Source organism: Mycobacterium paragordonae (assembly GCF_003614435.1).
Taxonomy (GTDB): domain Bacteria; phylum Actinomycetota; class Actinomycetes; order Mycobacteriales; family Mycobacteriaceae; genus Mycobacterium; species Mycobacterium paragordonae.
The window spans coordinates 1,576,059-1,589,936 of the sequence record NZ_CP025546.1; the positions used below are offsets into that span (position 1 = coordinate 1,576,059).

Consider the following 13,878-nt stretch of genomic DNA (forward strand, 5'->3'; position numbering starts at 1 on the left):
ACTACCCTGAGCGCAGGCGCCAACTTGAGGCATCCGCCCCATGCCCGCCCACATGGTTCCGTCGAACAATCAGCTCATGAAACGCTTCTTGACAATCGGTTACGGCGCCGTGAGCTATCTGCTGTTCCTGGTCGCCTTTCTCTACGCCGTCGGCTTCGTCGGCGCAATCCTGGTGCCGCGCAACGTGAACAACGGGATCAGCGCACCGTTGTGGCAGGCGCTGCCGATCGATGTGGGGCTGCTCGGGCTGTTCGGTGTGCAGCACAGCGTGATGGCCCGTCCGGCCTTCAAACGCTGGTGGACTCGCTGGGTTCCGACCACGATCGAGCGCAGTACCTATGTGCTGCTGGCCAGTTCGGTGCTGCTGGTGCTGTACTGGCAGTGGCGCAGCATGCCGGGTCACATCTGGGAGGTGCGGCAACCGGCCGGGCGCGCGACACTGTGGCTGCTGTTCTGGGCCGGATGGGCGATGGTGTTGTCCGCCACCTTCATGATCAACCATTTCGACCTGTTCGGGCTGCGGCAGGTGTATCTCGCTTGGCGGGGGAAACCGTACAGCGACTTGGTTTTTCGCACTCATCTGCTCTACCGGCTGGTGCGCCATCCGCTGATGCTGGGCTTTCTGGTGGCGTTCTGGGCGGCGCCGACGATGACCGCGGGGCACCTGCTGTTCTCGGTCGGCACCACGGCCTACATCCTGATCGCCCTGCACTTCGAAGAGCGCGACCTGACCGCGCAACTGGGCGAGCGTTACCGCGACTACCAGCGCCGGGTGCCGAAATTGATTCCTAACTTTCGAGTAGTTCGTCGAGGCGCTGCAGGGTCGCGCGCATCCCGTCCTCGGCCTGCTTCGGCATCGAACCGCTGGTGATCATCCGCTTCTGCTTGTCCTGGGACACATCCCAGGACTCGCGCACCAGGGTGCCACCTTCGACGGGCGTCAGCTCGTAGCGCCAGATGCGGCCACCGATCAGGCCGCCGAAAGCGGCCGTCTGCCACGCGATGCGCCGGTCCTGTTCGTATTCGATGACCGTGTTGGTGGTGCGGTAGGGGATGAACAGGGTTTCCTTGCGGCCCCGCATCGCCATCGAGAACTTCGCGCCCTTGGTCAGCGGTACCGATTGCCGCGCAGCATGATTCAGTGAATCCGATCCGTCGAAACTGGCGTGTCTGCCCGCATCGGCCAGCAGCGCGAAGATCTTGTCCGCAGGCGCCTTGATGATCCGTTCCACGCTGAGCGCGTTCCCGTCCATGCGGCAACCTTAACGGCTCGCGACACGCTATGAGATTGGCCGGTGGCACTTTTTCCGAGAAGCCGTTTCGTCGAGGATGAAGGGCATGGATGTCAAGGAGGTGCTGCTGCCAGGTGTCGGTCTGCGGTACGAGTTCACCAGCCACCGGGGTGAGCGGATCGGCATCGTTGCGCGGCGCAACGGTGACTTCGACGTGGTGGTGTACGGCACGGAGGACCCGGACCAGGCCCGCCCGGTGTTCCACCTCGCAGAGGACGAAGCCGAAGCCGTTGCCCAGATCTTCGGTGCGCCCAGGATTGCCGAGCGGTTCGCCGAACTGACCCGCGAAGTACCCGGACTGGAAGCGGGCCAGGTTCACATCACGGTGAACAGTCCCTTCGTCGACCGTCCCCTCGGCGACACCCGCGCCCGAACCCGCAGCGGCGCGTCGATCGTCGCCATCGTGCGTGATGACGAGGTGGTGGCGTCGCCCGGCCCGGCGCAAACCCTGCGGGAACGGGACGTGCTGATCGTCATCGGTACCCAGCAGGGGATCGCCGCGGTCGAACAGATCATCGATAAAGGCTGAGCCGGTGGAAGTTTCGAGCGCGCTGCTGTTTCAGCTCGGCGCACTCCTGACCACCCTTGCGCTTCTGGGTGCCGTCGCGCGGCGGTTCGCGCTGTCCCCCATACCGGTTTATCTGATTGCGGGACTGTCGCTCGGCAAAGGCGGAATACTGCCGGTGCCCGCTGCCGACGATTTCGTGATTACGGCGGCCCCCATCGGGGTCGTGTTGTTACTCCTGACGTTGGGGCTGGAGTTCTCCGCGACGGAATTCGCGTCCAGCATGCGCCACCATCTGCCGTCGGCCGGCGTCGACATCGTCCTGAACGCGGCCCCCGGTGCGGTGGCCGGTTGGTTGTTGGGGATGGACGGGATCGCATTGCTGGCACTGGCGGGTGTCACCTACATCTCTTCATCGGGCATCATCGCTCGCCTGCTGGAGGACCTGGGAAGACTGGGGAACCGTGAAACGCCGGCGGTGCTGGCCGTCCTGGTACTCGAGGACTTCGCGATGGCGGGTTACCTGCCGCTCGTTGCGGTGCTGGCAACGCGGGGAAGCTGGGTCGACGCCCTCGGTGGCATGCTGGCGGCAATAGGCGCACTGCTGGCTGCGTTCGCGGCTTCCTACCGCTGGGGCCATCACGTCGGCCGCCTGGTGACACATCCTGATTCCGAGCAAATGTTGCTGCGAGTCCTCGGAATCACCCTGATGGTAGCCGCATTGGCCGAAACCCTACGAGCCTCGGCAGCGGTAGGCGCCTTCCTGGTCGGCCTGACGCTGACCGGTGAAACGGCCGATCGCGCCCGGAAAGTCCTTGGGCCACTGCGGGATCTGTTCGGGGCGATCTTCTTTCTCGCTATCGGGCTGGCCGTTGACCCGAAAGAGCTTTTGCCCATGCTGCCGGTCGCCATCGCCCTGGCGGTGGTCACGTCGGCGACGAAGGTCCTCACCGGAATGTTCGCCGCGCGCCGTGACGGAGTGGCTCGACGAGGGCAGCTGCGAGCGGGAACCGCACTGGTAGCCCGCGGGGAATTCTCGCTGATCATCATCGGACTGGTCGGCACATCGATCCCGGCGGTGGCGGCGCTGGCGACGTCCTACGTCTTCATCATGGCGATCGCGGGCCCGGTGTTGTGCCGCTACACCGGTGGCCGCCTGCCGGTGAAGGCAAGCTAGCGATCAGCCTGCCCATCAGCCCGCCCATCAACCCGCCCATCAACCAATGTGCAGCGCTACCACCAGCCAGCGGCCGGGAGGTAACTGTTCCACCCGGCAGGCGATCGCATGGACCCGCTGGCCGCGACTGTAGGAGCCGAACACCTCGGCCGCGTCGTCACCGAGGGCAGGCTGGACCCGCATCCGGCGCAACACCGCTGCCCCGGGCGTTGCGGCGGTGGCCCGGCTGACCGCCAGCACGGCCTCGATCAGGCACGGCGCCAGCACCGTACCCAGCTGCGCGGCCGGACGGCGCCGGTCGATCACCTCCAGCACCCGGCGCAAAGCGGCGTCGGCGAAGGCGGCCGCCTGACGCATCCGCGGCGACAGCGGCGTCCTCGGTGCCGGGCAGGCACGCGGGCGCGGGGCCGGTGCCGGCGACACCGCCGGCACCGGACGGCAGCGCGGCGCGTCGGGGCCCGGCGGGTGCGTCGGCGGTTCGTAGTCGATCACCGGCGTTACGGCGGTGTCGGAAACGGGCACCCGTGGAGAGTGGCAGACGATCGCTGGTCTGCGGTATTCACCCGCCGGCGTTCATCCACAGCCGCTGTGGGCGCGAACCCCGACCTTCGCGGACCCGCGAATGCGGTTACCGTGGGGCGACAGCATGATCCCGAAAACGAAAAGGGACGACTTGAGGAGGACCGAGCCGCAATGGTGACTCGTTTGTCCACTGCGGACGCGTCCTTCTACCGGCTGGAAAACACGGCCACCCCGATGTATGTCGGTTCGCTGTCCATCCTGCGCCGCCCCCGATCCGGATTGAGCTACGAGACGCTGCTGGCCACCGTTGAACAGCGGTTACCGCAGATACCCCGGTACCGCCAGAAGGTGCGCGAGGTCAAGTTCGGCATGGCCCGGCCGGTGTGGATCGACGACCGCGACTTCGACATCACCTATCACGTGCGGCGGTCGGCGCTGCCGTCCCCGGGCAGCGACGAGCAACTGCACGAGCTGATCGCGCGGCTGGCCGCACGGCCACTGGACAAGTCGCGACCGTTGTGGGAGCTGTACCTGGTCGAAGGGTTGGCCAAGAACCGCGTAGCTCTCTACACCAAATCGCATCAGGCGCTGATCAACGGAATGGGCGCGCTGGAGATCAACCACGTGATCGCCGACCGGACGCGACGCCCGCCGGCGTTCCCCGAGGACATCTGGGTGCCCGAACGCGACCCCGGCAGCGCCCGGCTGATGATCGGCGCGATCGGCGACTGGATCGCGGGTCCGGGTGCCCAATTGCGGGCCGTCGGGTCTTCCCTCACCGGGTTGGTGACCAGCTCCACCCAGCTCGTCGAGGCCGGGCGCAGGGTGGTGGACATCGCGCGCACCGTGGCGCGCGGCACCGCGCCCAGCAGCCCGCTCAACGCCACCGTGTCGCGCAATCGGCGATTCACGGTGGCCCGCGGAAAGCTCGATGACTACCGGGCCGTGCGGGCGCGCTACGACTGCGACATCAACGACGTGGTGCTTGCCGTGGTGACCGGGGCGCTGGGCAACTGGCTGATGTCGCGCGGCGAGGCCGTCTCGTCGACGGCGACGGTGCGCGCGCTCGCGCCGCTGTCGGTATACGCCGACGAACAGCTCGACTCGACCGGCCCCGGCCAGGCCATGAGCGAGGTGACACCGTTTCTGGTCGACCTGCCGGTGGGGGAGGGCAACGCGGTGGTGCGGCTGTCGCAGATCGCCCATGCCACCGAGTCCAACCCCGGAGCGTCCAGCCGGGTGGACGCCAGGACGATCGTGACACTCTCCGGGTTCGCGCCCCCGACCCTGCATGCGATGGGCATCCGGGTGGCGACCAGCTTCGCGGCCCGCTCCTACAACCTGCTGATCACGAACGCGCCGGGAGCGCAATCGCAGATGTACATCGCCGGCACCAAGTTGCTGGAAACCTATGCGGTGCCGCCGTTGCTGCACAACCAGGCACTGGCCATCAGCGTCACGTCCTACAACGGAATGCTGTATTTCGGGATCAACGCCGACCGCGACGCCATGAGCGACGTCGACCTGTTGCCGGGGCTGCTGAGCCAGGCGCTGGACGAGCTGTTGGAAGCTTCCCGGTAGACCGGCGCGGGTACCGATAACATCCATTGATGTGAGCACCCCGAACAACGACGCGCCGGCGAAGGCGCCGAAGTCCAAAGCCAGTGCGCGGGCCGTCCGCAAGATCTCCAACGACGCTTACGATGCCGAATTGTTCAGGCTGCAAACAGAATTCGTGAAACTGCAGGAATGGGTCCGGCATTCTCAGTCACGCGTCGTGGTCATCTTCGAGGGACGTGACGGGGCGGGCAAGGGCGGCGCCATCAAGCGGATAACCGAGTATCTCAACCCGCGGCTCGCCACCATCGCGGCGTTGCCTGCGCCGACCGATCGCGAACGCGGGCAGTGGTATTACCAGCGCTATATCGCCCACCTGCCGGCGAAGGGGGAGATCGTCCTGTTCGACCGGTCGTGGTACAACCGCGCCGGCGTGGAGAAAGTCATGGGATTCTGCACGGCGCAGGAGTACGTGCTGTTCCTGCGGCAGACGCCGATCTTCGAGCAGATGCTGATCGACGACGGAATCCTGTTGCGCAAGTACTGGTTTTCGGTCTCCGAGGACGAACAGTTGCGGCGATTCAAAGCGCGACGCAACGACCCCGTCCGGCAGTGGAAACTCAGCCCGATGGACATGGAGTCGATCTACCGGTGGGAGGACTATTCGCGCGCCAAGGACGAGATGATGGTGCACACCGACACCCCGGTCAGCCCCTGGTATGTCGTGGAATCGGACATCAAGAAGCATGCCCGGCTGAACATGATGCACCACCTGCTGTCCTCGATCGATTATCAGGAAGTGAAGCGGCCCAAGGTCAAGATCCCGAAACGGCCGCTGGTGAGTGGTGATTACAAGCGGCCGCCCCGTGAGTTGTCGACCTACGTCGACGACTACGCCGCCACGTTGATCAGCACCACATGACTCAGGTCTACATCCCCGCCACGCTGGCGATGCTGCAGCAACTCGTCGCCGACGGATCGCTGCAACCGGTCAGCGGCACGGCCTTCGCGGTGACCCCGACGCTGCGGGAGTCCTACGCCGAAGGCGACGACGAAGAACTCGCCGAGGTGGCGTTGCGGGAGGCGGCGCTGGCGTCGCTGCGGTTGCTCGCGGTGGAGCACGACGACGGGCTGCCGCCGCGCCGGGCGGTGCTGGCCGCCGACGTCGACCCCGAGAAGGACGGGCTCGTCTTCCGCCCCGATCTGGACGACGCGGTGGTCAGGTTGTCCGGCCCGGTGCCGATGGACCGGGTGATCGCCGCCTACGTGGACAACGCCGGTGCCGAGCAGGCGGTGCGGGCGGCCATCGACGTGATAGACGAGGCGGACCTGGGCGACGAGGACGCCGACCTGATCGTCGGCGACGCCCAGGATCACGACCTGGCCTGGTACGCCACGCAGGAACTTCCGTTCCTGCTGGAGCTGCTCTGAACTAGCTACGGAACCGTAAGTTACGGTACCGTAGATTTCGATATGGGCATCAAGAACGCGGTACTGTCCGCCAACGTCGTGAACACCCGGCGCCCGGCCGTCGCCGGCGCCGACCGCCACCCCGGTTGGCACGCGTTGCGCAAGCTCGCCGCGCGAATCACCACCCCGCTGCTGCCCGACGACTACCTGCGGCTGGCGAATCCGCTCTGGTCGGCACGCGAACTGCGGGGCCGCATCGTGGAGGTCCGGCGCGAAACCGAGGACTCGGCGACGCTGGTGATCAAGCCCGGCTGGGGATTCAGTTTCGACTACCAGCCCGGCCAGTACGTCGGTATCGGGTTGTTCATCGACGGGCGCTGGCGCTGGCGGTCGTATTCGCTCACCTCGAGCCCCGTGAGCGCGGGCACGATCACCATCACCGTCAAGGCGATGCCCGAAGGCTTTCTGTCCACCCACCTGGTTGCCGGTGTCGAACCAGGCACCATTGTGCGGCTGGCCGCACCCCAGGGGAACTTCGTGCTGCCGGACCCGGCGCCGCCGTCGATCCTGTTCCTGACGGCCGGCTCCGGGATCACGCCCGTGATGTCAATGTTGCGAACATTGGTGCGCCGCAACCAGATTGGCGATATCGCCCACCTGCATTCGGCGCCCACCGAGGCGGACGTCATGTTTGCCGCCGAGTTGGCCGCACTGGCCAACGCGCACCCCGGCTATCGCCTCTCGGTGCGCGAGACCCGGGCTGCGGGCCGCCTTGATCTGTCCCGGCTCGATGAGCAGGTGCCCGACTGGCGGGAACGCCAGACCTGGGCGTGCGGGCCGGAGGGCATGCTCGACCAGGCCACCAGGGTGTGGAACGCCGCGGGCATCGGCGATCGGTTGCACCTCGAGCGGTTCGCGATGGCCAAAGCGGCGCCGGCGGGAGCGGGCGGCACGGTGACATTCGCCCGCAGCGGCAGGAGTGTCGCCGCCGACGCGGCGACGTCGGTGATGGATGCCGGCGAAGGGGCAGGTGTGCAGATGCCGTTCGGTTGCCGGATGGGTATCTGTCAGTCCTGTGTCGTCGACCTGGTGGAGGGTCATGTACGTGACCTGCGAACCGGTGAGCAGCACGACCCCGGGACCCGCGTGCAGACGTGTGTGTCGGCCGCATCGGGCGACTGTGCGGTCGACATCTAGAGTTACCCACAGGTAACCTACGGGTACGTAGGTTATTCACGATCCACGAGGAGACCATGGCGATCACAGACGTCGATGTATTCGCGCACCTCACGGACGCCGACATCGAAAATCTGGGCATCGAACTGGACGCGATACGTCGCGATATCGAAGACTCTCGCGGTGAACGGGACGCCCGCTACATCCATCGCACCATCGCCGCACAGCGCGCGCTGGAGTTGTCCGGCCGGGTGATCCTGGCCGCCAGCTCGCGGCGCTCGGCGTGGTGGGCAGGCACCGCGACCCTGGCCGTGGCCAAGATCATCGAGAACATGGAGATCAGCCACAACGTCATGCACGGCCAGTGGGACTGGATGAACGACCCCGAGATTCACTCCTCGTCGTGGGAGTGGGACATGGCCGGCTCGTCCAAACACTGGCGGTACACCCACAACTTCGTGCACCACAAATACACCAACATCCTGGGCATCGACGACGACGTGGGCTACGGCCTGCTGCGCGTCACCCGCGACCAGCCCTGGAAGCGCTTCAACATCTTCAATCTGGTGTGGAACAGCCTGCTGTTGCTCCTGTTCGAATGGGGCGTCGGCATGCAGCACGTCGAGATCGGCAAGATCGTCAAGAAGCGGATGGATCACGAAGAGGCCCGCGAGCGGATCGACGAGTTCCTGCTCAAGGCCGGGCGCCAGGTGGTCAAGGACTACGTCGCATTTCCGGCGCTCACCTCGCTGTCGCCCGGCGCGACGTACTCGTCGACGCTGAAGGCCAATGCGCTGGCCAACGTGATCCGCAACGTCTGGGCCAACGCCGTCATTTTCTGCGGCCACTTCCCGGACGGCGCCGAGAAATTCACCAAGACGGACATGATCGGTGAATCCCAGGGCCAGTGGTACCTGCGGCAGATGCTCGGCAGTGCCAACTTCGAGGGCGGCTGGCTGCTGCGGTTCATGAGCGGCAATCTGTGCCACCAGATCGAGCACCACCTCTACCCGGATCTGCCCAGCAACCGGTTGCACGAGATCTCGGTGCGCGTCCGCGAAGTCTGCGACAAATACGACTTGCCTTACACCACAGGTTCTTTCCTGATGCAGTACGGCAAGACGTGGCGCACACTGGCCAAGCTGTCGCTGCCGGACAAGTACCTGCGGGACGGCGCCGACGACGCGCCCGAGACGCGTAGCGAGCGGATGTTCGTGGAGCTGGGACCGGACTTCGCGGGCACCGACCCGACGACCGGACGCCGTCGTGGTCTCAAGACGGCGATCGCCACGGTGCGTGGCTGGCGCCGCAAGAGGCGCTCGGCGGCGGCGGCCACCGCATCCGGCTCCGACGACGACCTGGCGGCTTAATCTGGTCTAGTGCAGGTGTTCGTCGGATCCCAGGTCTCGCACTGGGATTTTCCGCGGACCACGACCAGCGTCGCCCTGATGGCCGAATTCGGTTGCCAGAACGGACTTTCGGTCACCGACGTGCTCGCCGGCTCTGGGCTGTCGGAGGCCGACCTGCGTGACCACGAACGGATGATCCTGGGGCGCCAGGAGCTCGCGGTGGCGACGAATCTGGTGAATCTGCTGGGGGATCCGGCGGACCTGGGCGTGCGGGTGGGCCGCAGCTACTACGTCGGATCCTTCGGCATCTTTGGTTTCGCCTGCCTGACCAGTTCGACACTGGGCGACGCCGTCCGGTTCGCGGCCCGGTACTACGACCTCAGTTACGGTTTCTGCCTGCCGACCGTCACCGTGGAGGGACCGGAGGTGTCGTTGCGGCTCGACCTGCCCGACCTGACCGGTCCGGTCGCCGAGTTCCTGACGCGGCGTGACCTGGCGGCGATCGCCCGGGTGATGGGTGAGTTGCTGGGCAGCCCGATCCCGTTCACCTCGATCGATTTCGCCGGGCCCGCACCCGAGTCGGGAGATGCCGCGGCCGCCGCCGCGTTCGGCGTGACACCCGGTTACGGCTCGCCGGCCACCGTGGCGCGCTGGCCGGTGGGGCTGCTGGACAACCGGCTACCGCAGGCCAGCGAGATGAGCAAGGCCATGTGCGAGCAGCAGTGCCAGGCGCTGCTGGAGCGCCGGCGGCAGCGCACCGGCGTCGCCCGCCGGGTCCGCGACCGGCTGGCCTCGATCGACGGCGAACCGCACACGATCACGGCCGTCGCCCGGCACCTGGCGATGAGCGAGCGGACCCTGCGGCGGCGGCTGGCCGAGGAGAACACGACCTTCCGGGAACTGGTCGAGGAGGTCCACCGCGTGCTGGCCGAGGAGTTGCTGGCCACCGGCGCGCTGTCGGTGGAGGACGTGGCGTTGCGGCTGGGCTACGCCGAGGCCACCAGTTTCATCGCCGCGTTCAAGCGGTGGACGGGGACGACGCCGGCCCGGTATCAGAGGTCGGTAGCCACTCGTTTGGCCGGAATCATGGATTTGCCGACCGCAATCGGCTGACACCCAGGTGCCGTTCACCCCTAACGTCGGATACATGACATCCAAACCTCGCGTTGTGGTGATCGGGGCCGGCTTCGGTGGTCTCGCCGCCGCCTACGAACTGTCCAAGGACGGGCTTGCCGACGTCACGGTGCTGGAGAAGGCCGATGGCATCGGCGGCGTCTGGCGGGAGAACACGTACCCCGGCGCCGCGTGCGACGTCCCGTCGAACCTGTACTCGTACTCCTTCGCCCGCAAGACCGACTGGGGGCGGCGGTACGCAGAGCAGCCCGACATCCTCGGTTACATTCACGACACCGCCGACCGGTTCGGCCTGCGCGGCCTGGTGCGGACCGGCGTCGAGGTCACCTCCGCCGAATTCGACGAGGGCACCGCGACCTGGCGGGTGGCCACCTCCGCCGGCGACGTCATCGAGGCCGACGTGCTGGTGCCCGCGGTCGGGCAGCTGTCCCGGCCGGCGCTGCCGAACATCCCGGGACTGGACACGTTCGGCGGCCCGTCGTTCCACTCGGCGCAGTGGCGCCACGACGTCGACCTGACCGGCAAGCGGGTGGCCGTGCTGGGCACCGGCGCATCGGCGATCCAGTTCGTCCCGCGGATCCGGCAGAACGCGGCGCATGTCACCGTCTTTCAGCGCTCGGCGCCCTATGTGGTGCCGAAGCTGGACCGCGCCTACACCGACAAGCACCACTCGGCCTTCGCGAAAGTCCCGGGGTTCGCCACCGCCATGCGCGGCACCATCTGGGAGACCACCGAACTGCTGGGCTTCGCACTCACCAAGTCGCCCCCGCTGGCGCGCGTGCTGAAGACCCTCGCGCTGTCAAACCTCAAGCGCCACATCAAGGATCCGGTGTTGCGGGCGAAGCTCACGCCCGACTACCCGATCGGTTGCAAGCGCGTGCTGTTCAGCAGCGAGTGGTATCAGGCGCTCGCGTGCGACAACGTCGACGTAGAGACCGGCGCCATCACCGAGGTGACGCCGACCGGCGTGCGCACCGCCGGCGGGCAGCTGCACGAAGTGGACGTGATCGTCTACGGCACCGGCTTCAAGGCCACCGAATTCCTGGCCCCGATGACGATCACCGGACGCGAAGGTCGCGACCTGCACACCGAGTGGGCCGAAGGCGCCCGCGCACACCTCGGCATGGCAGTGCCGGGCTTTCCGAACATGTTCCTGATCTACGGGCCCAACACCAACCTCGGCAGCAGCTCGATCATCCTGATGATGGAGCAGCAGTCCCGCTATATCCGCCAGATCGTCGAAGAACTGGCCCGCGGCGGAGTGGCCCGGGCATTCGAGGTCCGGCGCGATGTCGAGCAGTCCTACGACGCGGGCGTTCAGTCCCGGCTGGAGCAAGGGGTGTGGACGACCTGCGACTCCTGGTACCGCACCGAGTCGGGCCGGGTCACCACGAACTGGCCGGGCCTGGTCCACGAGTATCAGCGCCGCACCCGATTCGCGGCTCTCGATGACTACCACGAAGTGCTTCCGGTGTCGGCGGAGGTCAACGCATGACCCCCTTCGACTATGACGTGCTCGTCATCGGCTCCGGCTTCGGCGGCAGCGTCACCGCGCTACGCCTGAGCGAAAAGGGTTATCGGGTAGGCGTTCTCGAGGCGGGACGACGGTTCCGCGACGAGGACTTCGCGAAGAACAGCTGGCACGTGCGGGATTACCTGTTCAAACCGGCGGTCGGCTGTTACGGCATCCAGCGGATCGACGTGCTGTCCGATGCGGTGGTGCTCAGCGGCGCCGGCGTAGGCGGCGGCTCACTGGTCTATGCGAACACCCTCTATGAGCCCAGCGATCCCTTCTACGCCGACCCGCGCTGGAGCGGCATCACCGACTGGAAGGACGAGCTCGCCCCCTGGTATGACCAGGCCAGCCGGATGCTGGGCGTCGAAACCTATCCGCGCACAACACCTTCGGACAAGGTGATGCTGCAGATCGCCACCGACCTCGGCGTCGCCGACTCATTCCACGCCACCCGGGTCGGGGTGTGTTTCAGCGGCACGGACGGCCTGGCCGCACCGGGTGCACCGGTGGGCGACCCCTATTTCGGTGGTGCCGGTCCGGACCGCAACGCCTGCCGGCACTGTGGCGAGTGCATGACGGGCTGCCGGCACAATGCCAAGAACACACTCGTCAAGAACTACCTGTACCTGGCCGAAAAGCTCGGCGCCACAGTCCATCCGCTGACCACCGTCGTCGACGTCCGGCCGCGCCGGGACGGCGGCTACGACGTGATCACCCGTCGTACCGGGAGCAAGCTGCGCCGGCGGCGCCGGACATTCACCGCCGAGCAGGTGGTGTTCTCCGCGGCGGCGCTGGGCACCCAGCGACTGCTGCACCGGCTGCGCGACGGCGGCAGTCTGCCGCACGTCTCGCCCAAGCTGGGGGAGCTGTCGCGGACCAACTCCGAGGCAATCCTGGCCGTACGGGCGCGCCGCGACGACGTGGACTATTCCGAAGGCGTGGCCATCACGTCGTCCATCCACCCGGACGACCACACCCACGTCGAGCCGTGCCGGTACGGCCACGACTCCAACCTGATGGGGTTGATGGGAACCGTTCTGGTCGACGGCCTGGACGGTGTCGGCAAGGGGCGGGGCCGGTGGCGAACCGGCATGAAAGAGCTTGTGCGGCAACGCCGGGACCTGCGCCGCTTACTCAACCCGCGGCGCTGGTCGCAGCAGACCATCCCGCTGCTGGTGATGCAGACGCACGACAACTCGCTCACCACGTTCACCCGGCGCGGGCCGTTCGGGCGACGGATGGTGACGCGGCAAGGGGTGGGCGAGCCGAACCCGACCTGGATCCCGGTCGGCCACGAGGTCGCCCGCCGGGCGGCCGAGCACACCGACGGAATCGCCGGCGGCGCCTGGGCGGACCTGGCTGACATCCCGATGACGGGACACTTCATCGGCGGCTGTGTGATCGGCGAGACCGCGGCCGACGGGGTGGTGGATCCCTACCACCGCATGCACGGGCACCCCGGGCTGCACGTCATCGACGGCTCCACGATCACCGCCAATCTGGGTGTGAACCCGTCGCTCACCATCACCGCGCTGGCCGAGCGTGCCACGTCGCTGTGGCCGAACAAGGGGGAGCCGGACCCCCGGCCGCCGGCCGGCTCCGGTTATGTCCGCGTCGACCCGGTGGCTCCGGTCAATCCGGCCGTTCCGGCGAGTGCGCCGGGGGCACTGCGTGGCCGCCGGGACTACGCTCGGTAGATGCTCGCAGCGTTCGGATTCGAAACCCTGGGTGTGGTCGTCGGCGACATGTATTTCGTCGACCCGTCCCCAATGACAGGTCAGGAAACCCCGGAACGGGGCGTCCGGCTGGAACTCCGTCTGGTCGACCGGGCCGATCCGCAGGGATCGATCTACGCCGGCATCCCGATCACCTTCACCCGGCCGGTATGGCGCGTCGACCTTTTCGGCTCGACCGAGAGCCCGCCGGGAACGCTGGACCGCGCCCATCACCACCCCCGGTTCGACGGATGGGAACCGGGACGGCGGCACTTCGTCCCCGAGCTGTCCGCCGACCCGGTGTCCTGGCTGGCCGGTCAGCTGGCCGACCCGGCCGCGGTGCTGGAGCGGGCTGGTGTCGACGTATCGGAGGTGACCGAGGCCGATCTGACGGGCCTGGCGGCGTCGGCGCCGGAGATCGTTGCCTCCGTCAAGCGGATGCTCGACGGAGTGCGCGACGGCCAGTTGGCGCCGTCACCCGCCGAGCCGGTGGCCGCCGCCCGCACCGGCTGGCTCTAGAGTCCG

Annotated in this window: 14 protein-coding genes; 12 read left to right on the forward strand and 2 right to left on the reverse strand. The window is 67.1% G+C overall.

The window, feature by feature from the left end; all coding sequences use genetic code 11:
* Nucleotides 1–76 precede the first annotated feature (76 nt).
* A complete protein-coding gene (gene mddA, locus C0J29_RS07310) occupies nucleotides 77–871 on the forward strand; it encodes a methanethiol S-methyltransferase (RefSeq protein ID WP_120794612.1) in 795 nt (264 codons plus the stop codon).
* On the opposite strand, the gene C0J29_RS07315 is transcribed toward mddA, so the two are convergent.
* A complete protein-coding gene (locus tag C0J29_RS07315; RefSeq protein WP_120791899.1) occupies nucleotides 789–1,253 on the reverse strand; it encodes an SRPBCC family protein in 465 nt (154 codons plus the stop codon). The genes mddA and C0J29_RS07315 overlap by 83 nt on opposite strands.
* 85 nt (nucleotides 1,254–1,338) lie before the next feature.
* Here C0J29_RS07315 and C0J29_RS07320 point away from each other — a divergent pair, with 85 nt between their 5' ends.
* Together C0J29_RS07320 and C0J29_RS07325 are read left to right on the forward strand one after the other, a co-directional pair.
* A complete protein-coding gene (locus tag C0J29_RS07320; RefSeq protein WP_065047361.1) occupies nucleotides 1,339–1,821 on the forward strand; it encodes a cation:proton antiporter regulatory subunit in 483 nt (160 codons plus the stop codon).
* A gap of 4 nt (nucleotides 1,822–1,825) precedes the next feature.
* Nucleotides 1,826–2,974, forward strand: coding sequence for a cation:proton antiporter (locus tag C0J29_RS07325; RefSeq protein WP_120791900.1), 1,149 nt, complete (start codon nucleotides 1,826–1,828; stop codon nucleotides 2,972–2,974).
* 39 nt (nucleotides 2,975–3,013) lie between these two features.
* Here the strand turns inward: C0J29_RS07325 and C0J29_RS07330 are convergent, their stop codons facing one another.
* Nucleotides 3,014–3,496 carry an Rv3235 family protein gene (locus C0J29_RS07330; RefSeq protein ID WP_065047328.1) on the reverse strand — a complete coding sequence of 161 codons (483 nt, stop codon included), beginning with the start codon at nucleotides 3,494–3,496 and terminating at the stop codon, nucleotides 3,014–3,016.
* 171 nt (nucleotides 3,497–3,667) lie between these two features.
* On the opposite strand from C0J29_RS07330, the gene C0J29_RS07335 reads away from it, so the two are divergent.
* The 9 genes from C0J29_RS07335 to C0J29_RS07375 are packed head-to-tail and all read left to right on the forward strand — an operon-like array spanning nucleotide 3,668 to nucleotide 13,872.
* On the forward strand, nucleotides 3,668–5,077 hold the full coding sequence (locus C0J29_RS07335; RefSeq protein WP_065047326.1) for a WS/DGAT/MGAT family O-acyltransferase: 1,410 nt from the start codon (nucleotides 3,668–3,670) through the stop codon (nucleotides 5,075–5,077).
* 31 nt (nucleotides 5,078–5,108) lie between these two features.
* On the forward strand, nucleotides 5,109–5,975 hold the full coding sequence (gene ppk2 / locus C0J29_RS07340) for a polyphosphate kinase 2 (RefSeq protein ID WP_120791901.1): 867 nt from the start codon (nucleotides 5,109–5,111) through the stop codon (nucleotides 5,973–5,975).
* Complete coding sequence (locus tag C0J29_RS07345; protein WP_120791902.1) at nucleotides 5,972–6,484, forward strand: DUF6912 family protein; 513 nt, start codon at nucleotides 5,972–5,974, stop codon at nucleotides 6,482–6,484. The genes ppk2 and C0J29_RS07345 overlap by 4 nt, the downstream gene beginning before the upstream one ends.
* 42 nt (nucleotides 6,485–6,526) lie before the next feature.
* Nucleotides 6,527–7,660 (forward strand): ferredoxin reductase, encoded by a 1,134-nt coding sequence (locus tag C0J29_RS07350; protein ID WP_120791903.1) that lies wholly within the window; start codon nucleotides 6,527–6,529, stop codon nucleotides 7,658–7,660.
* Nucleotides 7,661–7,716: 56 nt separating this feature from the next.
* Nucleotides 7,717–9,009 (forward strand): fatty acid desaturase family protein, encoded by a 1,293-nt coding sequence (locus C0J29_RS07355; protein ID WP_065047318.1) that lies wholly within the window; start codon nucleotides 7,717–7,719, stop codon nucleotides 9,007–9,009.
* 9 nt (nucleotides 9,010–9,018) lie between these two features.
* A complete protein-coding gene (locus C0J29_RS07360; protein WP_120791904.1) occupies nucleotides 9,019–10,101 on the forward strand; it encodes an AraC family transcriptional regulator in 1,083 nt (360 codons plus the stop codon).
* Nucleotides 10,102–10,135: 34 nt separating this feature from the next.
* Nucleotides 10,136–11,617: a flavin-containing monooxygenase gene (locus tag C0J29_RS07365; protein WP_120794613.1), complete on the forward strand. Its 1,482-nt coding sequence runs from the start codon at nucleotides 10,136–10,138 to the stop codon at nucleotides 11,615–11,617.
* Entirely contained in the window at nucleotides 11,614–13,335 is a 1,722-nt protein-coding gene (locus tag C0J29_RS07370; RefSeq protein WP_120791905.1) for a GMC oxidoreductase, read from the forward strand. The genes C0J29_RS07365 and C0J29_RS07370 overlap by 4 nt, the downstream gene beginning before the upstream one ends.
* Complete coding sequence (locus tag C0J29_RS07375) at nucleotides 13,336–13,872, forward strand: hypothetical protein (RefSeq protein WP_065047312.1); 537 nt, start codon at nucleotides 13,336–13,338, stop codon at nucleotides 13,870–13,872.
* The last annotated feature ends 6 nt before the right edge of the window (nucleotides 13,873–13,878 follow it).